This window comes from Sinorhizobium sp. KGO-5 (assembly GCF_036245905.1).
In the GTDB taxonomy this organism is placed as follows: domain Bacteria; phylum Pseudomonadota; class Alphaproteobacteria; order Rhizobiales; family Rhizobiaceae; genus Sinorhizobium; species Sinorhizobium meliloti_A.
In genome coordinates this window covers 394,236-412,326 of record NZ_BDIZ01000001.1, presented here as the reverse complement: position 1 = coordinate 412,326, position 18,091 = coordinate 394,236, and the positions used below count along the sequence as shown (strand labels likewise).

Here is an 18,091-nt window from a genome sequence, read left to right as displayed (position 1 = left end):
GGACCAGCTTTCACGGGAAGAATGCGGTCCAGCCAATACCGGGGACGGTGATATTTGTCGAGTGCGACGTGACGGCGGCCGGTGGGAGGAGGCAAAGCGGTGACGGGCGGCAGACTGCGACCTACGGCGCTTTCGTTGTCCGACTGCGCGTGCTGGGCACGCCCCGCGGCGCCAGCACCGGGACGAAGACGCGGCGCGAGGCGCGTGCGGCCACCGGCAGGCCCTGATAAAGCCGCTTCTGCGCCTCGACGATGATCACCCCCGAAAAGACCGGCCAGAGCGATCGGCCGAACCGTTCCAGACCGTGGCGCAGCCGAAGGGCAAGCTTGCGCTTCGAGGGCGGAAAGAAGAGCGCCTCCGTCGTGGCGCCGGGCGTGAAGTTGGTCTCGCGCAAGAGCGCCGTCAGCTGGCCGCGGGAATAGGGGCGCCCCGAGCCGAAGGGCGTGTGCTCCATCTGTGCCCAGACGCCGCGGCGATTCGGTACCACGATGATCAGACGTCCGCCGGGCGCCAGCACGCGCCAGATCTCCTTCATCGTTTCGCGCGGGCTTTCGGCAAATTCCAGGGAATGAACCATCAATACGCGATCGATCGAGGCATCGGGCAGCGGCAATTCCTCATCGAAGACCAGTGCCGTCGAGGACAGGTCTGCGACCGGCCAGTTCACCGCACCCTGCCCGGCCGGCATGAAGGCGAAGGTCCGCTCCGTATCGGCACGGAAGCGCTCGAGATAGGGCACCGCATAGCCGAGCCCAAGGAGCCTTTCCTCGGGCAGGCGTGCCCAGATGGAAGCAAGGGCTGAGCTGACCGACTGTTCCGCCATGCGGCCGAGCTCGGAGTGATAGAATTGGCGGAGATCGACGATATCGGTGTGCATGGGCAACATGTTAGACTCCAGGCGGTAGACTTCAAGGCGAGCCTCGCTACATTCGAACCGGGCGGGATCGCCGCTTTCCGATGCCCCACACCGATCGGAGGACCAAAACATGGCCGCGCTCGAACTCGATCTCTTTCTCTGCCGCACCGACAATTACGGTGTGCTCCTCCACGACCGGCTTAGCGGCTCTACGGCATCGATCGATGCACCGGAGGAGCGGCCGATCCTCGACGCGCTCGAACGGCGCGGATGGCAATTGACGCATATCCTCACCACGCATCACCACGGTGACCATGTGGCTGCGAATGCCAGCCTGAAGGAACGCTTCGGCCTCACCATCATCGGGCCGAAGAACGAAGCGTCGAAGATCCCCGGCATAGACAGATCCGTGGGACATGGCGAACGCTTCGACTTCGCCGGCCATCCTGTCGATGTCATCGAAACGCCGGGGCACACCTCCGGCCACGTCTGCTACCATTTGCCCGAGGACAGGCTGCTTTTCGCCGCCGATACGCTTTTCGCGCTCGGATGCGGCCGTCTCTTCGAGGGAACGGCCGAAACGATGTGGCAATCGCTGAGCCGGCTGATGGCGCTTCCCGACGACACGGCCATCTATTTCGGCCATGAATACACCCTTGCCAATGCACATTTCGCCGTCACGGTCGATCCGGAAAATACGGCTTTGAAGGAGCGTGCGGCCGAGATCGAGGAGACTCGCTCAGATGGCGGCTTCACCGCGCCGACGACGATGGGCCTCGAAAAACGGACGAACCCGTTCCTGCGCGCCGGCGATCCGAAGATCCGCGCGCTGCTCGGCATGGAAAAGGCGAGCGATGCCGCCGTCTTCGCGGAAATACGAAAGCGTAAGGACAATTTTTAAATGGCGGCTCGGGACATGACGGCGGCGGCTATCATTGAAACGCTGGGTCTCGCCCGGCACCCGGAAGGCGGCTGGTACGGGGAGACATTCCGCGACGCCAATGGTGGCGCGCGTGGCCACTCGACGGCCATCTACTACCTTCTCGAACGGGGCGACCGTTCGCATTGGCACCGGGTCCACGATGCCGCCGAGGTCTGGCACTACTACGCCGGCGCGCCGCTCGCGCTCAGCATCGCCGAGCCGGGCAGGCCCGCTTCGCAGACCCGGCTCGGTCCCGACCTGCTCAGCGGCGAAAGACCGCAACAGGTCGTTCCCGCCGGCTGGTGGCAATCCGCCACTTCGCTTGGGGAGTGGACGCTCGTCGGTTGCACCGTCGCACCCGGCTTCGACTTCGCCGCCTTCGAAATGGCGCACCCCGATTGGCGGCCGGCTGAGGAGTGAGTTCTACTCCGCAGGCAGCGTGGCCCTGCCCTTTCGGAAGATCATATCCTTTGCCGCAAGCACGGCGCCGCCCGTCACCAGCAGGCAGGCAGCCACGATCCGCCAGGACGGCTCGGCAAAGCCGAACAGAATGAGGATCAGGGTCGAAAGCACCGGCGCCGCATAGCTCGCAACGCCCAGGAACTGGATGTCACCGTTCTTCACGCCGTAGTCCCAGGCATAGAAGGCGGCACCGACCGGCAGCAGGCCAAGCCCCGCCACGGCGAGCCACTCGAAGGTGGTTTCAGGCCAGACCGTCGTTTCGAGTCCGAGATGGCAGAGGAAGGACAGGGCGGACGTCGCAAGGCAGAAACCGGTCACGACATCGGTGGATACCGCGTCGAAGCGGCGCGTGATCAGCGAATAGCCGGACCAGGTAAAGGCGCAGAGGAATGCTGCGCCGTAACCGAGTGCATAGGCGTCATCGAAGGCGATGCCGTTGCGCGCAACGATCAGGATCGTTCCGACGAGCCCCGCAAGGGCGCCTGCAACATGGTGCCAGCGAAGCTTCTCGCCCGGCAGCAGCGCCGAGCCGACAACGATGAAGAGCGGCCAGAGATAGGCGATGAGCCCCGCCTCCACGGCCGGCGCATTGCGAAGCGCCGTGAAATAAAGAAAGTGGTAGCCGAAGAGACCGGCAATGCCGATGATCCACACCCTTGCCGGCTGCTTCAGAAGTGCGAGGCGCTCGGGCTTCGACGCCAGGACGGCGATGCCGGGCAGACTGCCTATGAGAAAGCAGACGGCGGAGAGTTGGAACGGCGGCATCTTGCCGGATGCGGCAGTAAAGAGCGCCAGCAGCGACCACATGAGGATCGCGGTGAAACCGATCAGCGTTGCCTTGAACTTCATTCCCCCCTCCGCGGCCCTGCTGATCAAACATGTAGACTTCGGCGGACGCGGCCGGCACCCCACCGAATCGCACTGATCTATCGCGCTTAGGTGATTCCGGAAAGAGGGAGTGCGATTCTCGGGGACCCGTCAGCAAGAGCCCTGGGAATCCCGCCGGCGGGCTCAATCGCCGAAGCGCGTCGCCGAAACCGTGACCGCTCCGATCTTCGTCGGTATGCGGGCATAGACCGGAGCATAGACGTCCACGCCGTTCGCCCTCGCGTACCAGATCTCCATCGTTCCCAGGCGGCGCAGATATTCGACGTCCTCGCGGCCCTTCCGGTACCCCGCCTTCGGTACGAAGCGGATGCCGCAGACGATCACTTCGCCCTCGAATCCCCTGGTTTTGAAGTTTCGCGTTCCCTTCGGAGACAGTCTTATGTCGAGCCGGGATTCCCCGTCGAAGATCGGCAGCGTGTTGGGGCAGACCCGGGCTTTTGCCGGAATGAGCAGACCGGAAAGCGGGTCCAGCACATTGCGCATGTCCCGGCTCGTGACCGGCACCCAGTTCTTCGGCAGTGGATTACGCTTCGGAACCATGCTCGCGCGCACGACATTGCCGTTTCGGAAGCTCACATTGATGGCCCGGCCCTTCCGGCCGCTGCGGTAGGACATGGAATATTCGCTTGCCCGGAGATGGTCGCGGTCGATTACTCCGGAGACACGCGTCTGCCCCGTGGTGCGGCTGATGATATCCACGAGGCCCGCGGAATTCAGGGTTCCCGAAATCGTGTAGCGATTCTTTTCGACCTCGGTGTGGAACGATGCGCGCGCCAAAGGCAGGCCGGCGAGCGCGATGCTGTAGTCCGTCTGATGCGAGACTTCCGCAGCAAGCGGGGCTGTGGAAAACATCATGGCGGCCAGGAGTGCCGGCGCGCGAAAACCAATGCACAACTTCATGCCCGAAAGCCCCATTCTCTGCTGCATGGCCCTGATACCGGACCGGCTCAAAACTCCATGCAGCGGTTCACAGTGTTTCAGCGACTTGCCGATCCGAAGACAGCCGGCGCATTTATGTCGCAATCCCCCGGAATGCAGGCGGTTTGCGGCATAAATGCGCCCGCTCGAAATCTGGCGCAGTCCTCATGGAAAAGATAGCGCATCGGCCGCTCTCTTGGAATGCGTCTTGCGCGCCGGAACGGCCGTGCTTATGAGTGCGGAACAGGCGAAATCGCCCCGATCGCTCGGGAATGCAAAGGTTTGACTTGACTGGCGGGCCACCTGTGACTATAGAACCGCGACTTTCCAATAATGGCCAACAGGAACGCGGCCTGGGCTCTGGGCCCGCTACCGCATTGTCCGGCGGCGATAAGAGAATAGGTGTACCATGTCCCGTAGTTGCGAATTGACCGGCAAGGGCGTCCAGTCGGGCAACAATGTCAGCCATGCCAACAACAAGACCAAGCGCAAGTTCCTGCCGAACCTGTGCAACGTCACGCTGATTTCCGATGCCCTCGGCCAGCGCTTCCGCCTGCGCGTTTCCGCTGCGGCTCTCCGCTCGGTCGAACACCGCGGCGGTCTCGACGCCTTCCTGCTGAAGGCCGACGAGAACGAGCTCAGCATGCGCGCCCGCCTGCTGCGTCGTCAGATCGTGAAGAAGGCTGCCGAAGCCGCCTGATAGCGCCGGTACTTCTGCCGATATCTTGAAGAGGCTTGCGGGTTTACCCGGCAAGCCTTTTTCTCGTGTCGTCCATCGCCGCGCAAGCACCTGCCTGCGCATCCGTCAACTGGTGGCATAACCCAGGATAAAAAAATGCTGATCAACCGTACGTTCTACCTTTATGTGACGCTGATGACCTTCGTGGTCGTGGCGTCGAACTTCCTCGTCCAGTATCCGCTCCCCGGTTCGATCGCCGGGATGCAACTGGGCGACCTCCTGACCTGGGGCGCCTTCAGCTATCCCTTCGCCTTCCTCGTCACAGACCTGACCAATCGCCAGTTCGGGCCGCGAATCGCGCGCCGCGTCGTCGTTGCCGGCTTTGCGGTCGCCGTCATGCTCTCCGTTCTCGCCGCGACGCCGCGCATCGCGATCGCCTCCGGTTCAGCCTTTCTGGTCGGCCAGCTTCTCGATATCTCGGTCTTCAACCGGCTCAGGCGCCAGACCTGGTGGCAGGCGCCGCTCGCGGGCTCGCTGATCGGTTCGGCCCTCGATACGGCGATGTTCTTCTCTTTCGCCTTCGCCCCGTTCTTCGTGTTCTTGGGTGCGAATGACGGCTTTGCGCTGGAAACCGCGCCCGTTCTCGGCCTGCTCAGCGTCGACGCCCCGCGCTGGATTTCCTGGGCGCTCGGCGATCTCGCGGTCAAGATCCTCTGCGGTATCGTCCTGCTGCTTCCCTATGGCGCGCTGATGAGCGTCGTCAAACCCATGCCGGCGGTAAAAGCAACGGCCTGAAACCCTCAGAGCGCTTCCACATGCGGAAGTGCGTGGTTCAAAGCATTGGCGCGGCGGGGCATTGGCCCCGTGTCACTTGATCAGCCGGAATTCGAGCATCAGGTTTCGCTCGAGGATCGAGTGGTTGTCATCCGAGACCAGGATCACCCGGATCTCGCCGTCAGGCCGCGAGATGACGTCGAGCGCCTCCATATTGTCGATCTGATAGCTCATGTCCGCTTCGAGCATGACGTCGCCGTCGACCACTGCGCCTGGCCGAATGTCCCCCGCGGCGATGCGGCGAACACGCATGCCGAGACCGGAGGCGAAATTGAATCGCCGCTCGAGGAGAAGCAGGTCGCCATTCGGCAGAAAGGCGCCGTCGGTTACCGAATAGGGATCCGCGCGCACGACCGTGAAGGCGCCCTTCATCGGCCCCTCCAATATTCCCGCAAAAAGATTGTCCGCCTTGTCGACGCTGCGCTCGGAGACGACCACGGCCGCGCCGCGAAGCGGGCCGTTCTTCGGCGCGATCGCGATCGTCTCGATGCCGCCATTGCTGCGCAGCTCTTCGACGGAGAACGGCAGGGTCATCTGCCCCAGGGGACGCGCCTCGGCGAAGCCGGGAAAAGGATAGATTTCGATGCGTGGCGACTGCTCGAAGCTGACGATCGCCTGACCTTCGCGCAGGGCCAGCCCTTCGGAATCGACGCGCCATTTCTCGAGCTGCGCTTCGCCCGTCGCGTCGGTCATCGGCGTGACCTTGACATCGGTCAGCCCTTCGAGCCCGCCGGCATCGTCGCGGATGACGGCCCCCTCGACCCAATGGCCGGTGTCCATCACCGCGACGAAGGACTGGCCGTCCGGCAGAAACCGGATCGCCGACAGCGCACCGAACAAAGGGTTGGCCGACGTCATCTCGATGCCGCCCATGAACTCGAGCGCGCCGAAGACCGTTTGACCGGAGCCGACCTTGAACTGAGATATCTGCCGGCTCTTGACCGGAACGATCTCGCGCGCCGGCTCCGCGCGCGCGACAGCAGCCGAAATCAGCAGGAAAAGCACGGCAATGTTTCGGCAGAACATCTGAAGAATGACCTTACGGGTGGCCGCGGCCGGAAATCCGTTAACCGGCGCGACGTGCTCCGCCCGGGCGGCGGCGCATGCTCTCGTCCTCGAAGAGCGCCGCAAGCTGATCCGTCATCGCCCCCGCCAGTTCGTCCGCATCGACGATGGTCACGGCGCGGCGATAGTAGCGTGTGACGTCATGGCCGATGCCGATCGCAAGCAGTTCGACCGGCGAGCGCGTCTCGATCTGCTCGATAACGGCGCGCAGATGCCGCTCGAGGTAATTTCCGGGGTTGACCGAAAGGGTGGAATCGTCGACGGGCGCTCCGTCCGAGATCATCATCAGGATGCGTCGCTGCTCGGACCGCGCCAGAAGACGATCATGCGCCCACATCAGCGCCTCGCCGTCGATGTTTTCCTTGAGCAGTCCCTCGCGCATCATCAGGCCGAGATTACGGCGCGCTCGACGCCAGGGCGCGTCGGCGGACTTGTAGATGATGTGACGCAGGTCGTTGAGGCGGCCCGGCGATTGAGGCTTGCCGCCGGCAAGCCATTTCTCGCGCGATTGTCCGCCCTTCCACGCCTTGGTTGTGAAACCCAGGATTTCGACCTTCACGCCGCAGCGCTCCAGCGTGCGCGCAAGAATATCGGCGCAGGTCGCGGCGACGGTGATCGGGCGGCCGCGCATCGAACCGGAATTGTCGATCAGGAGCGTGACGACCGTGTCGCGGAAGTTCGTGTCCTTCTCGCGTTTGAAGGAGAGCGGCTGCATCGGATCGATGATGATGCGCTGCAGGCGGGCGGAGTCGAGATAGCCCTCTTCGAGATCGAACTCCCAGGAGCGGTTCTGCTGTGCCATCAGGCGGCGCTGCAGGCGGTTTGCGAGGCGTCCGACCGCGCCCTGGAGATGGGCGAGCTGCTTGTCGAGAAAGGCGCGCAACCGATCGAGTTCCGCCTCGTCGCAGAGCTCCTCGGAGGCGATGGTTTCGTCGAACTCCCGGGTATAGACGGAATAATCGACCTTCTCGTTGAAATCCGCGAAGGGATGGTTCGGCCGCTTCACCTCGCCGGGCGTTTCGCTGTCCTCGTCGCTCTCGTCCTGGAGATCGTCGTCGGAAATTTCCGCGCCATCCATCTCGCCTTCTTCCATCTGCTCCTCGGCAGACTGGTTTTCGTCGGCGGGCGCGGCGTCGGAGCCTTCTTCCTCGTCGCTGGCGTTTTCGTCCTGCTCCTGGCTGCGCGGCTGGTCCTCGTCGGTCTCGCTCTCCTGCTCGTCCGGCTCGTTATCGTCCTCGCCGTATTTCTCGGCAACATCCATCGAGGACAGCATGTCGCGCACGACGCGGGCGAAAGCCTGCTGGTCGTTGATCGTACCCGCCAGATTGCGCATGTCGGGACCGGCCTTCTGCTCGATGAAGTCGCGCCAGAGGTCGAGGACCTGACCAGCCGACTCCGGCGGCTTCTCCCCGGTCAATTTCTCGCGCACGAGCAGTGCCACCGCCTCTTCGAGCGGCGCGTCCGCTTGAACGTCGATGGCAGCGAAATTCGCCTTGCTGTATTTCTCATCGAGCATGGAGGAGAGGTTGCCCGCCACGCCCGGCATCCTGAGTGCGCCGATCGCCTCGACGCGCGCCTGCTCGACCGCATCGAAGATCGCCCGCGCGTCCGCCCCTTGCGGCGACATCGTCGCATGGACCCGAGCATCGTGGCAGGCCTTGCGCAGCGCCATGGAATCGCCGAGGCCGCGCGCCACCGCCAGTTCCTGGCGGGTCGGGCGCTTGGAGAGCTCCGGCAGCCGGATGCGTTCGGCTGTCATTCCGGGCCGCTCATTGGCGAAAGCGACCTCCAGCTCCGCATCGCCGGCGATCGACCGGATGCAGCCGGAAAGCGCCCGCTTGAACGGTTCGGCGGCGTTTTCCCTCGTAGTCGGTTTCGCCTTGGAATTCGAACTCACGACAATTCCTTCTTCAACCGGATCGGCCGTTATGCGAGCACATCGATTTTCAGGCGGTCGCTTCCAGCACGATGTTGGCAGCGCTCTCCTTGAGTTCGACGCCGAAGGCGCGCTGATAATGCTCGGCGACCAGCGCCCGCTCCAGCTCGTCGCACTTGTTGAGGAAAGTCACGCGGAACGCAAAGGCGATGTCGCCGAAGATATAGGCGTTCTCGGCCCAGGTGATGACTGTACGCGGGCTCATGACGGTCGACAGGTCGCCGTTGATGAAGGCGGCACGGGTCAGGTCGGCGACGCGAACCATCTTGGAGACCGTTTCGCGGCCCTTGTCGGCGACGAAACCCTTGACCTTGGCGGAAACGATATCGACTTCCTTGTCGTGCGGCAGATAATTGAGCGCCGTCACGATCGACCAGCGGTCCATCTGGGCCTGGTTGATCTGCTGCGTACCGTGATAGAGGCCGGTCGTGTCGCCGAGACCGACGGTGTTTGCCGTCGCAAACAATCGGAAGGCCGGGTGCGGGCGGATGACGCGGCTCTGGTCGAGCAGCGTCAGGCGGCCGGAGGACTCCAGCACGCGCTGGATCACGAACATGACGTCGGGCCGGCCGGCATCATATTCGTCGAAGACGAGCGCGACATTGTGCTGATAGGCCCAGGGCAGAATGCCGTCCTTGAACTCGGTCACCTGAAGCCCGTCCTTGACGACGATCGCGTCCTTGCCGACGAGATCGATGCGGCTGACATGGCTGTCGAGGTTGACGCGCACGCATGGCCAGTTGAGCCGCGCCGCGACCTGCTCGATATGGGTCGACTTGCCGGTGCCGTGATAACCGGAAACCATCACGCGCCGGTTGTGGGCGAAGCCGGCGAGAATGGCGAGCGTCGTCTCGCGATCGAAGAGGTAGTCCGGGTCGATTTCGGGCACATAGGCATCGCCCTTCGAATAGGCCGGAACGCGCAAATCCGTGTCGATGCCGAAAGCCTCCCGGACAGAGACCGTCGTGTCGGGGAGGTTGGAAATGTCGAGGTCAATCTTGCTCATCATAACTCCAGAGCGGACGCCCGCCGGCACCCGCGCATTCGCCTGCAGATAGTGCTTCTGTCATAATCCGGGTTGTTAGCAGAAACCAGCCTGTTTTAACAATTGGTAGGCTTGAATAACCGCCCGGAAGCGGTCTTCCGATCCCCTGTCTCCGCCATTTGCGTCGGGGTGGTGCTTCTTGACGAGCTCCTTGTATGCCGCCTTGATGTCGGCGGTCGTCGCCGAGGCCGCAAGGCCCAGCGTCTCGAAGGCCTTCGCCTCGAGCGTCTTCAGCTTGCGCAGGCGCGGCTCGTGCCGTGCCTGTCGGGCGCGCGCCTCGTTGAAAAATCCGAAAGGATCTCGCATGCGCGCCTGTGCGCCGGCGGAGCCGGAACGCGTCTGCGACTGTGTCGGGCCGTTGCGGGCGCTCTTGTTGACGCCGACCGTCCAGGTCGGACGATGGCCGGTCACCGCTTCCTTCTGGTAGCGGGCGATTTCGGTGTCGGAGAGGCCGGAAAAATAATTGTAGCCCTTGTTGTACTCCTTCACATGCTCGAAGCAGAACATGAAATACTCGCCCTCGGCATTGCGCCCGACGGGAGCCCGATGGACCGCCGTCTTGTCGCAGCCATCCCATTGGCACACCGGCGCGGACGGCTCCACGCGCGCTTGACCCCGGGGGCGCGTTCGGATGCGGTCGAAATATTTTGAATCGAGCTTCATGACGCACATTATGGGGTTTGCAGAGGGCCACAACAAGAATTGACAAAACGGAATGTTGCTGGCTTTGTGCGGGCATTTTGCATTGCGCGGATGATGCTGCCGCCTGGCTCCAGCCCCCGCAGCAAAACAGGGAAATGGGACTGAAAATATGTCGCTGCAACGCCGCATCGAAGAGAAGCTCGTGGAAGCCTTCCATCCCGAGCGGCTGATGGTGATCAATGAGAGCGGTCAGCATGCCGGTCACCAGCCGGAATTCGACGGCGGCGGCGAAACGCATATGCGCGTCCGCATCGTTTCGAGCGCCTTTACCGGCATGAGCCGTGTGGCGCGCCATCGCGCGATAAACGATCTGCTGAAGCCGGAGCTCGATGCCGGCCTCCATGCTTTGGCGGTGGAACCCGCAGCGCCGGGGGAACCGACGCGGTGGTGAAGTGCAAAAGGCAGAGGGTGCGTCGCTGAGCCGCCGTTGCGCACGTCTCTTTGAAGTGCCTAACCCACCTGCCCCTCGTCCTCGGCCGCGCGGATGCGCAGCTTGGTGATCCGGTTCTTCACGCGCTTCATCACGGTGAAACGCTTCCCATAGAACGTGAAAGCCTGCCGTTCCTCCGGAATGCTCTTCGATTCATGGATCACGAGGCCGGCAACTGTCGTCGCCTCCTCGTCCGGCAACGACCAGTCCAGCGCCCGGTTGAGGTCGCGGATCGGCACGGAACCATCGACGACGATCGAACCGTCGGCTTCCTGACGTACGCCCTGGATGTCGATGTCGTGCTCGTCGGCAATGTCGCCGACGATCTCTTCGAGAATATCCTCCAGCGTGACGAGCCCCTGCACCTGGCCGTATTCGTCGACCACGATGGCAAGATGCAGCTTGCGGCGCAGGAAGGCATTGAGCTGGTCTTTGAGATTGGTCGAATCCGGAACGAACCAGGGTTTCTGCGCAATCTTGACGATATCGAGCGTCTCGGGCTCCACATTCGGCTCGGCGAGCGCCCGGAGCAGGTCCTTGGAATGGACGACGCCGATGATGTTGTCGGCCGAGCCGCGCCACAACGGCAGGCGTGTAAACGGACTTTCGAGGATCTCGCGCACGCAGGTCTGGGGCGGGTCATCCGCATTGATCGCCCGCATGCCTGTCCGGTGGATCATGACGTCGGAAACTTCGAGCTCGCCGAGATCGAGCACCCCGCCGAGCCGGTCGCGGTCCGCCTTGATGACCGACCCTTCGCGGTGGAGCAGATTGACCGCGCCGCGCAGTTCCTCATGCGCGGTGAGCATCGGCAAGTCGGAAGAAAGATTGATGCCGAAGAGGTGCAGGATGCGCCTGACGATTGCGTTGACGAGGGAGGATACCGGACCCACGACGACAACGAAGGGGCGGACCCAAGGCGCAACCGCCAGCGCAAACCGGTCCGGCGACGCGATCGCCCAGCTCTTCGGCAGGACCTCGGAGAAGATGACGAGCAGTACCGTCATGGCGACGGTGGCGATCGCCACGCCCGAATCGCCGAAGAGGCCGATCAGCAGGCTCGTCGTCAGCGACGAGGCCAGAATGTTGACGAGGTTGTTGCCGATGAGCAGCGTCCCGATCAGACGGTCGCGGCGCTCGATCAGCCGGGTGACCATGCCGGCCCGCTCATCGCCGTTGTTCTCCAGCGTATGCATCCGCGAGCGCGAGGCTGCGGTCAGCGCCGTCTCCGAGCCGGAGAAAAAGGCGGAAATAACGAGAAGGGAAATAACGGAAAGCAGCGACAGCCAATATTCCGTCAGAAAGCCCAGTAGCACATCGGTCATCGCGGGTGCTTTCCCGTAAGAAAGCTCAACACCTCCGAGGAGGGCACGTCGTCCGCCACGAAGGACTGGCCGATGCCCCTCGTAAGGATGAAGGTGAGCTTGCCTCCCTTCACCTTCTTGTCCTGGGCGATCGCCTCCATCAGCCGATCGGCCGGCGGCAACGCCCCGGGAATGTCGGCCAGGCGCGTCGGCAGGCCGACGGTTTTCAGATGGGCCTCCACGCGCCGCGCATCGTCAGGGCTCGCAAGATTCATCCGGGCTGAGAACTCATGCGCCAGAACCATGCCGATCGCAACGCCCTCCCCATGCACCAGCCGCTTGCTGTCGTAATCGGTGGCGGCCTCCAGCGCATGGCCGAAGGTATGGCCGAGATTGAGGAGCGCGCGACGTCCGTTTTCGCGCTCGTCCGCGGCAACGACGTCGGCCTTTGCCTGGCAGCTGACGGCAATCGCCTCGATCCGGGCGGGTCCGCCTGCAAAAACCGCCTGCCAGTTTTCCTCGAGCCATTCGAAGAAATCCGGCTTGTCGATCAGCCCGTATTTCGCGACCTCGGCATAGCCTGCGCGGAACTCGCGCGGGCTCAGCGTGTCGAGCGCGGCGGTATCGGCGAGGACGAGGTCCGGCTGATGGAAGACGCCGATCAGGTTCTTGCCGTGCGGCGAATTGATCCCTGTCTTGCCCCCGACCGAGGAATCGACCTGCGCCAGCAGCGATGTCGGGATCTGGATGAAGCGCGAACCGCGGCGGACGATACCGGCGGCAAAGCCGGTAAGATCGCCGACCACGCCGCCGCCGAGCGCGATCACCGCGTCGTTGCGCTCGATTCTGGCGCCGAGGATGGCCTCGCAAACCGGGATCAGATGCTCGAAGCTCTTGGTCTTCTCGCCTGCCGGCAGGATCAGGGAGACAGCCTCGATGCCGCTTTCCCCGAGGCTCGCCATAAGCGGTTCGAGGTAGCGGGGCGCGACGTTCTCGTCGGTGATGACCGCCATCTTCCGGCCCTTGAGCCGGGAAGCGACCTCCCGGCCTGCCGCGGCGATCAGACCGGAGCCGATGAGAATATCGTAGGAACGCTCTGCGAGATCGACGCGGACCCTGCGCTCGGCGGTTGGCATCACATGGCTGGTCATGGCTTCAGGCTTTCTGATGATCGGCGATGGCGGCGAGAACCTCCTCGACCATCGCTTCCTTTTTCACATCGCGCGAGAGAACGGTCAGGTCCGCCTCGGCATAGATCGGATAGCGCGCGCGCATTAGGTTCTCGAGCGTCTGCTTCGGATTCTCGGTCTTCAGAAGCGGCCGCGTGTCGCGCTTGTTCACCCGCTCCCATAGCACGTCCAGCTCGGCGTTGAGCCATATGGTCAGGCCGCCCTTCTTGATATGCCGCCGCGAGCGCTCATTGATATAGGCGCCGCCGCCGGTCGACACCACCCGCGGGCCGGACCTGAGCAGGCGCTTCAGCACGCGGGCTTCCAGCGCCCGGAACTCTTCCTCGCCGTAAGTCGCGAAGAGATCGCTGACCGTCATGCGCGAGACCCGCTCGATCTCGTGGTCGGAATCGACGAAAGGAACGCCAAGGGCCTGGGCGGTCAGCCGACCGATTGCCGATTTACCCGCCCCCATCAGGCCGATGAAAACGAGATTACGCTTACCGAGAGTGCGCTTCGCTCTTTCGGCCAGCGTCGCGGAAACCGGTTCGGTCACATCGTTCATTGCGCTTCAAATTCCCCATTCCTCTCCGGTATCGACAAAACGGGGGGGAGCGTCAAGCCGTCGCTTGGTGTCGCGCCGGCTTCTTGAACTTCAGGGCGGGCCCGTTCATATAGATCACGCATCCGCGCCAGCGAAACGCCCTGCTCGACTGCAGCGATCGTGGTAACGCTTCGAACAGACGGCATGATCCGATGCCGTACCGTTCCCTTTCGGCGCCATGCAGAGGAGACTTGAATGCCCACCCTCTTCCGCTTCCTGTTCATCTGCGCCGTCGGGGCCGGCATGGTCTATGGCGCGATGGTGGCGCTCGTCACTTTCGTCGACCCGGTTGAGCGGGACGTGACGGTGCGCATTCCCTCGGAACGGGTCAACAAGCCGCAATGATGGATATGTCTGCAGCCTACGTCGAATCCTTTCTGGAAATGATGAGCGCCGAGCGTGGAGCGGCGGTAAACACGCTGCAATCCTACGAGCGCGACCTCGAGGACGCGCGTTCCTTCCTGCGCACGCGCGGCACCGGGCTCACCGACGCCTCGGCCGACGATCTCAGAAGCTATCTCTCCCATCTCGCAGGCCAGGGCTTCAAATCGTCATCGCAAGCGCGGCGGCTCTCGGCGCTCCGGCAATTTTACAAGTTCCTCTATGCTGAGGGGCTGCGCACGGACGACCCGACGGGCATCCTCGACGCGCCGAAGAAAGCCCGCACACTCCCCAAGACGCTGAGCATCGAGCACGTCACCCGGCTGATCGGCCAGGCGGAAGCGGAGGCGAAATCCGGCAAGGGCGATGCGATGGCGAATTTGCGCATGCACGCGCTGATCGAACTCCTTTATGCGACAGGCATGCGCGTCAGCGAGCTCGTGTCGCTTCCGGCAAGCGTGCTTGCGCAGAACGGGCGTTTCCTCATAATTCGCGGCAAGGGTAACAAGGAAAGGCTCGTACCGCTGTCGCAGGCGGCGATCCGCGCCATGCGCGCCTATGGCGAACAACTGCAGGAAGACGGTGCGGACAGCCCCTGGCTGTTCCCCTCCAATGGCAAGACCGGCCATCTGCCGCGGCAGGTCTTTGCCCGCGACCTCAAGAGCCTCGCGGCGCGGGCAGGCATCCGGGTGGCGGCGATTTCGCCGCACGTGCTGCGCCATGCCTTCGCCAGTCATTTGCTCGCCAACGGCGCCGACCTTCGCGCCGTGCAGGAACTGCTCGGCCATTCAGACATTTCCACGACACAAATCTATACGCATGTGCTGGAAGAACGGCTTCACGACCTCGTGCAGAACCATCACCCCCTTGCCAAACAGGCGAAAAAACAGGATTAGGTCCGCCTGATGGAATGACTTGGCAGGGCGGCCCTTGTCGAAAAACGATCGGAAACGCGTCTGATGCACAATTATCTCGACTTCGAAAAACCCATCTCTGATCTCGAAGGCAAGATTCTCGAACTGAAGAAGCTCGCCAGCGAAGACGAGAGCGTTAACACATCAGACGAGATCGCCCGATTGGAAGGGCGCGTCCGCGATGCGATGGTCGAGATCTATTCCAAATTGTCCCCCTGGCAGAAGACCCAGGTCGCTCGCCACCCCTCGCGTCCGCATTTCCTGGACTATGCCTCGCGCCTCTTCACCGAGTTTACGCCGCTTGCCGGCGACCGGAACTTCGCCAATGACGACGCGATCCAGGCGGGGCTTGCCCGCTTTCACGGCACGCCGGTCGCCGTCATCGGACAGGAGAAGGGCAACGACACCAAGTCGCGCATCAAGCACAATTTCGGCAGCCCCCGCCCCGAGGGCTATCGCAAGGCGACGCGCATAATGGAGATGGCCGACCGTTTCGGCCTGCCGCTGATAACGCTGGTCGACACGGCAGGCGCCTATCCGGGCGTCAACGCCGAGGAGCGGGGCCAGGCCGAGGCGATCGCCCGCTCGACCGAAATGTGCCTCAACGTCAAGGTGCCGATCGTCACCGTGGTGATCGGCGAAGGCGGCTCGGGCGGCGCGATCGCGATTGCGACCGGCAACCGCGTCTACATGCTGGAGCACGCGATCTACAGCGTGATCTCCCCGGAAGGTGCGGCCTCGATCCTCTGGCGCGACTCGACGCGCGCCAAGGAAGCCGCCAGCAACATGAAGATCACCGCCGAAGACCTGAAGTCGCTCGGCGTCATCGACGGAATAATCCCGGAGCCTGTCGGTGGAGCCCACCGCGACCCGGACGCGGTCATCAGCCGCACGGAAACCGTGATCGGCGACGCTCTCAAGGAGCTTTCCGCACGCAATGGCGACGAATTGCGGGCCGACCGGCGGCAGAAATATCTGAATATCGGCCGTAACCTCTGATCACGGCTCGGTCCGTTCCGATCCGATCCGGGCCGTTCCAATCCGAACCATTGCGATTATTCCAGGCGGTCGGCAACCGGAAATCGGACTGTGGCCAAATCTTGGCCATATTCATCAGGTCATGAGAGGTGGCCATTCGCAGGGGGCGCCTGCACGGTTAAGATTTCGTGAAGAATAATGACGTACTGATTCGTTGACGCCTGTCCTTCGTGGAACAGGCGTGCACGGATAGAATGTGGCTAGAACGGGCTTTTGCCGATGCGTTTCAGGAACCTTGTCCTCACCGCCGCTGTCGCAGCCGCTCTTGCGGGCTGCACCAACGAGACGCTCGATTCGGTCAACCTGTCGTCCGTCAAGAACAAGACCGAGTATCAGCTTTCGGGCAAGATGGTCAGCAAGATGCGCGAGCTGGGCATGCAGAAGACGTCCCCGATCCTGTTGCGCATCTTCAAGGAAGAAGGGACGCTCGAAGTCTGGAAGGCGAACACGGCGAACCGGTTCCAGCTTCTGAAGAGCTACAAGATCTGCGCATGGTCGGGCAAGCTCGGGCCTAAGATGAAGGAGGGAGACCGGCAGGCGCCGGAGGGATTTTACCCGCTCTATCCGCACCAGATGAACCCGAATTCGAGCTATTACCTGGCGATCAATACGGGCTATCCGAACACATATGACAAGGCTAACGGCCGCACCGGCACCCATCTGATGATCCACGGTGCCTGCTCTTCGGCCGGCTGCTATTCGATGACGAACGAGCAGATCATCGAGATCTTCGCGCTCGCGCGCGACGCGTTCAAGGGCGGCCAGGAAAGCGTGCAGCTTCAAGCCTTTCCCTTCCGCATGACGGCGGAAAACATGGCGCGCCACCGCGACAATCCGAACATCGAATTCTGGAAGATGCTGAAGGCCGGCTACGACCAGTTCGAAGTGACCAAGCGCCCGCCGGCAGTGAATGTCTGCGAGAGGAAATACGTCTTCAATCAGCAGGCTGAGGGGCAGTTCAATGCGGCCGGCCAGTGCCCTGCGATGACGACGCCGCCGGCGCTGCAGATGGCGATGGCGAGCTACGACAAGGACTATCGGCGCGACTACGAGAAGGCCTTGAAGAAATTAGAGGGCATGGTCTGGTACGAGCCGACCGAGGCCGAACGCAAGGCGGTGGTCGCCGATCAGCGCAAGGGCCGCGAGCTTGCCTATGCGCCGACCGGCACCTCGCTCGATGCGGGCAAGCTGCTCAAGGTAAGCGATCTCGAAAAGAAGCTTGCCGAACAGAAAGAGGCCGAGGAAGCCAAGCGGGCAACCTTGATCCAGAAGGAAGCGCTGGAAAAGGCGGCCCGCGAAGGCAAGGGCCCGCCGGTGCCGCAGGCCAACCCGCTCGAGCGCCCCGTGGAGCAGGCAGCGGTACAAGCCGAGCCCGCGAGGAAGTCGCTCTGGGGCCTGTTCTCTCGCAACGAGCCGGCGGCCGCGCCAGCCGCACCCGCCGCCGGCGCTCCCGCGCAGCAGGCCGCAGGCCAGCCAACCGCTCAACAGCCCGCACCGGGCCAGCCGCAAGCCGCCGCCGGCGGGCAACAGACAGCACCGCCGGCGCAGGACAATGCTCAGGTGGCCGCCGCTCCCGCCGGAAATGCGCAAGCGCAAGCACCAGAACAGCAGCCCGCCGAGCAGCCGAAGAAGCGCCCGTTCTGGAAACTCTGGGGCAATTGATGCCCGAGGAAGCGAGGCTACGCTACGATTTGAGGGGGCTGAAATGTCCCCTTCCCGTTTTGAAGACGCGCAAGCGAATGGAAAACCTGGCGCCCGGCGCGCTCATCGAGATCGAAACGACCGACCCCCTGGCCGTGATAGACATCCCGCATTTCTGCAACGAGGACGGGCACCGGCTGGAGCAGGCTGAGCCGCTCGCAGACGGACATCGTTTCCTCATTCGCAAGCGGTGCTAACCAACATAAAAAATGTGCCACGGTTTTCCGTGCCGACCTGAACCGG

General features: G+C 63.1%; 20 protein-coding genes. 10 read left to right on the top strand and 10 right to left on the bottom strand.

The features are described 5' to 3' along the window. Positions 1 to 121 precede the first annotated feature (121 nt). Positions 122 to 886, bottom strand: coding sequence for a class I SAM-dependent methyltransferase (locus BHD07_RS01880; RefSeq protein WP_100674177.1), 765 nt, complete (start codon positions 884 to 886; stop codon positions 122 to 124). A gap of 100 nt (positions 887 to 986) precedes the next feature. Here BHD07_RS01880 and gloB point away from each other — a divergent pair, with 100 nt between their 5' ends. After that, positions 987 to 1,757 (top strand): hydroxyacylglutathione hydrolase, encoded by a 771-nt coding sequence (gene gloB, locus BHD07_RS01875; protein ID WP_324762265.1) that lies wholly within the window; start codon positions 987 to 989, stop codon positions 1,755 to 1,757. Beyond that, entirely contained in the window at positions 1,758 to 2,198 is a 441-nt protein-coding gene (locus BHD07_RS01870; protein ID WP_338277348.1) for a cupin domain-containing protein, read from the top strand. 3 nt (positions 2,199 to 2,201) lie between these two features. Here the strand turns inward: BHD07_RS01870 and yddG are convergent, their stop codons facing one another. Beyond that, positions 2,202 to 3,089 (bottom strand): aromatic amino acid exporter YddG, encoded by an 888-nt coding sequence (yddG, locus tag BHD07_RS01865; protein ID WP_338277346.1) that lies wholly within the window; start codon positions 3,087 to 3,089, stop codon positions 2,202 to 2,204. A 162-nt stretch (positions 3,090 to 3,251) separates the two neighbouring features. Further along, positions 3,252 to 4,043 (bottom strand): DUF3108 domain-containing protein, encoded by a 792-nt coding sequence (locus BHD07_RS01860; protein WP_198516874.1) that lies wholly within the window; start codon positions 4,041 to 4,043, stop codon positions 3,252 to 3,254. Between the two features lie 412 nt (positions 4,044 to 4,455). On the opposite strand from BHD07_RS01860, the gene rpmB reads away from it, so the two are divergent. Together rpmB and BHD07_RS01850 are read left to right on the top strand one after the other, a co-directional pair. After that, complete coding sequence (gene rpmB / locus BHD07_RS01855) at positions 4,456 to 4,746, top strand: 50S ribosomal protein L28 (protein ID WP_003527451.1); 291 nt, start codon at positions 4,456 to 4,458, stop codon at positions 4,744 to 4,746. Between the two features lie 135 nt (positions 4,747 to 4,881). Next, positions 4,882 to 5,520, top strand: coding sequence for a VUT family protein (locus BHD07_RS01850; RefSeq protein WP_338277343.1), 639 nt, complete (start codon positions 4,882 to 4,884; stop codon positions 5,518 to 5,520). Positions 5,521 to 5,592: 72 nt separating this feature from the next. On the opposite strand, the gene BHD07_RS01845 is transcribed toward BHD07_RS01850, so the two are convergent. The 4 genes from BHD07_RS01845 to BHD07_RS01830 form a co-directional block, all read right to left on the bottom strand. Then, a complete protein-coding gene (locus BHD07_RS01845; RefSeq protein ID WP_338277342.1) occupies positions 5,593 to 6,585 on the bottom strand; it encodes an esterase-like activity of phytase family protein in 993 nt (330 codons plus the stop codon). Between the two features lie 40 nt (positions 6,586 to 6,625). Beyond that, a complete protein-coding gene (gene cobT / locus BHD07_RS01840; protein WP_338277340.1) occupies positions 6,626 to 8,521 on the bottom strand; it encodes a cobaltochelatase subunit CobT in 1,896 nt (631 codons plus the stop codon). Positions 8,522 to 8,570: 49 nt separating this feature from the next. Continuing rightward, a complete protein-coding gene (cobS, locus tag BHD07_RS01835; protein ID WP_003527456.1) occupies positions 8,571 to 9,566 on the bottom strand; it encodes a cobaltochelatase subunit CobS in 996 nt (331 codons plus the stop codon). A gap of 75 nt (positions 9,567 to 9,641) precedes the next feature. Further along, positions 9,642 to 10,277: a J domain-containing protein gene (locus BHD07_RS01830; RefSeq protein WP_100674170.1), complete on the bottom strand. Its 636-nt coding sequence runs from the start codon at positions 10,275 to 10,277 to the stop codon at positions 9,642 to 9,644. A 139-nt stretch (positions 10,278 to 10,416) separates the two neighbouring features. On the opposite strand from BHD07_RS01830, the gene BHD07_RS01825 reads away from it, so the two are divergent. Further along, positions 10,417 to 10,698 carry a BolA family protein gene (locus BHD07_RS01825; protein ID WP_100674169.1) on the top strand — a complete coding sequence of 94 codons (282 nt, stop codon included), beginning with the start codon at positions 10,417 to 10,419 and terminating at the stop codon, positions 10,696 to 10,698. A 59-nt stretch (positions 10,699 to 10,757) separates the two neighbouring features. Here BHD07_RS01825 and BHD07_RS01820 read toward each other — a convergent pair whose 3' ends face one another. Genes BHD07_RS01820 through BHD07_RS01810 form a run of 3 tightly spaced genes read right to left on the bottom strand, consistent with a single transcriptional unit; the run spans position 10,758 to position 13,775 of the window. Then, complete coding sequence (locus tag BHD07_RS01820; RefSeq protein WP_100674168.1) at positions 10,758 to 12,062, bottom strand: HlyC/CorC family transporter; 1,305 nt, start codon at positions 12,060 to 12,062, stop codon at positions 10,758 to 10,760. Continuing rightward, entirely contained in the window at positions 12,059 to 13,192 is a 1,134-nt protein-coding gene (gene aroB / locus BHD07_RS01815) for a 3-dehydroquinate synthase (RefSeq protein ID WP_338277336.1), read from the bottom strand. The genes BHD07_RS01820 and aroB overlap by 4 nt, the downstream gene beginning before the upstream one ends. Before the next feature lie 4 nt (positions 13,193 to 13,196). Then, positions 13,197 to 13,775: a shikimate kinase gene (locus BHD07_RS01810; protein WP_003527461.1), complete on the bottom strand. Its 579-nt coding sequence runs from the start codon at positions 13,773 to 13,775 to the stop codon at positions 13,197 to 13,199. Between the two features lie 234 nt (positions 13,776 to 14,009). Between BHD07_RS01810 and BHD07_RS01805 the strand changes: the two genes are divergently transcribed. The 5 genes from BHD07_RS01805 (at position 14,010) to BHD07_RS01785 (ending at position 18,045) form a co-directional block, all read left to right on the top strand. Next, positions 14,010 to 14,159, top strand: a complete 150-nt coding sequence (locus tag BHD07_RS01805; protein ID WP_018096896.1) for a hypothetical protein — start codon at positions 14,010 to 14,012, stop codon at positions 14,157 to 14,159. Next, positions 14,156 to 15,091, top strand: a complete 936-nt coding sequence (gene xerD, locus BHD07_RS01800; protein ID WP_338277334.1) for a site-specific tyrosine recombinase XerD — start codon at positions 14,156 to 14,158, stop codon at positions 15,089 to 15,091. The genes BHD07_RS01805 and xerD overlap by 4 nt, the downstream gene beginning before the upstream one ends. Before the next feature lie 63 nt (positions 15,092 to 15,154). Continuing rightward, positions 15,155 to 16,108, top strand: a complete 954-nt coding sequence (locus BHD07_RS01795; protein ID WP_003527479.1) for an acetyl-CoA carboxylase carboxyltransferase subunit alpha — start codon at positions 15,155 to 15,157, stop codon at positions 16,106 to 16,108. A gap of 258 nt (positions 16,109 to 16,366) precedes the next feature. Then, positions 16,367 to 17,809, top strand: coding sequence for a murein L,D-transpeptidase family protein (locus tag BHD07_RS01790; RefSeq protein ID WP_338277328.1), 1,443 nt, complete (start codon positions 16,367 to 16,369; stop codon positions 17,807 to 17,809). Then, a complete protein-coding gene (locus tag BHD07_RS01785) occupies positions 17,809 to 18,045 on the top strand; it encodes a sulfurtransferase TusA family protein (RefSeq protein WP_275597401.1) in 237 nt (78 codons plus the stop codon). The genes BHD07_RS01790 and BHD07_RS01785 overlap by 1 nt, the downstream gene beginning before the upstream one ends. Positions 18,046 to 18,091 lie beyond the last annotated feature (46 nt).

What these genes read in the sequence shown, in the direction of transcription:
- BHD07_RS01880 (WP_100674177.1), bottom strand. Translation starts at nt 886, where the DNA reads ATGTTGCCCATGCACACCGATATCGTCGATCTCCGCCAATTCTATCAC.
- gloB (WP_324762265.1), top strand. Translation starts at nt 987, where the DNA reads ATGGCCGCGCTCGAACTCGATCTCTTTCTCTGCCGCACCGACAATTAC.
- BHD07_RS01870 (WP_338277348.1), top strand. Translation starts at nt 1,758, where the DNA reads ATGGCGGCTCGGGACATGACGGCGGCGGCTATCATTGAAACGCTGGGT.
- yddG (WP_338277346.1), bottom strand. Translation starts at nt 3,089, where the DNA reads ATGAAGTTCAAGGCAACGCTGATCGGTTTCACCGCGATCCTCATGTGG.
- BHD07_RS01860 (WP_198516874.1), bottom strand. Translation starts at nt 4,043, where the DNA reads ATGGGGCTTTCGGGCATGAAGTTGTGCATTGGTTTTCGCGCGCCGGCA.
- rpmB (WP_003527451.1), top strand. Translation starts at nt 4,456, where the DNA reads ATGTCCCGTAGTTGCGAATTGACCGGCAAGGGCGTCCAGTCGGGCAAC.
- BHD07_RS01850 (WP_338277343.1), top strand. Translation starts at nt 4,882, where the DNA reads ATGCTGATCAACCGTACGTTCTACCTTTATGTGACGCTGATGACCTTC.
- BHD07_RS01845 (WP_338277342.1), bottom strand. Translation starts at nt 6,585, where the DNA reads ATGTTCTGCCGAAACATTGCCGTGCTTTTCCTGCTGATTTCGGCTGCT.
- cobS (WP_003527456.1), bottom strand. Translation starts at nt 9,566, where the DNA reads ATGAGCAAGATTGACCTCGACATTTCCAACCTCCCCGACACGACGGTC.
- BHD07_RS01830 (WP_100674170.1), bottom strand. Translation starts at nt 10,277, where the DNA reads ATGTGCGTCATGAAGCTCGATTCAAAATATTTCGACCGCATCCGAACG.
- BHD07_RS01825 (WP_100674169.1), top strand. Translation starts at nt 10,417, where the DNA reads ATGTCGCTGCAACGCCGCATCGAAGAGAAGCTCGTGGAAGCCTTCCAT.
- BHD07_RS01820 (WP_100674168.1), bottom strand. Translation starts at nt 12,062, where the DNA reads ATGACCGATGTGCTACTGGGCTTTCTGACGGAATATTGGCTGTCGCTG.
- aroB (WP_338277336.1), bottom strand. Translation starts at nt 13,192, where the DNA reads ATGACCAGCCATGTGATGCCAACCGCCGAGCGCAGGGTCCGCGTCGAT.
- BHD07_RS01810 (WP_003527461.1), bottom strand. Translation starts at nt 13,775, where the DNA reads ATGAACGATGTGACCGAACCGGTTTCCGCGACGCTGGCCGAAAGAGCG.
- BHD07_RS01805 (WP_018096896.1), top strand. Translation starts at nt 14,010, where the DNA reads ATGCCCACCCTCTTCCGCTTCCTGTTCATCTGCGCCGTCGGGGCCGGC.
- xerD (WP_338277334.1), top strand. Translation starts at nt 14,156, where the DNA reads ATGATGGATATGTCTGCAGCCTACGTCGAATCCTTTCTGGAAATGATG.
- BHD07_RS01795 (WP_003527479.1), top strand. Translation starts at nt 15,155, where the DNA reads ATGCACAATTATCTCGACTTCGAAAAACCCATCTCTGATCTCGAAGGC.
- BHD07_RS01790 (WP_338277328.1), top strand. Translation starts at nt 16,367, where the DNA reads ATGCGTTTCAGGAACCTTGTCCTCACCGCCGCTGTCGCAGCCGCTCTT.
- BHD07_RS01785 (WP_275597401.1), top strand. Translation starts at nt 17,809, where the DNA reads ATGCCCGAGGAAGCGAGGCTACGCTACGATTTGAGGGGGCTGAAATGT.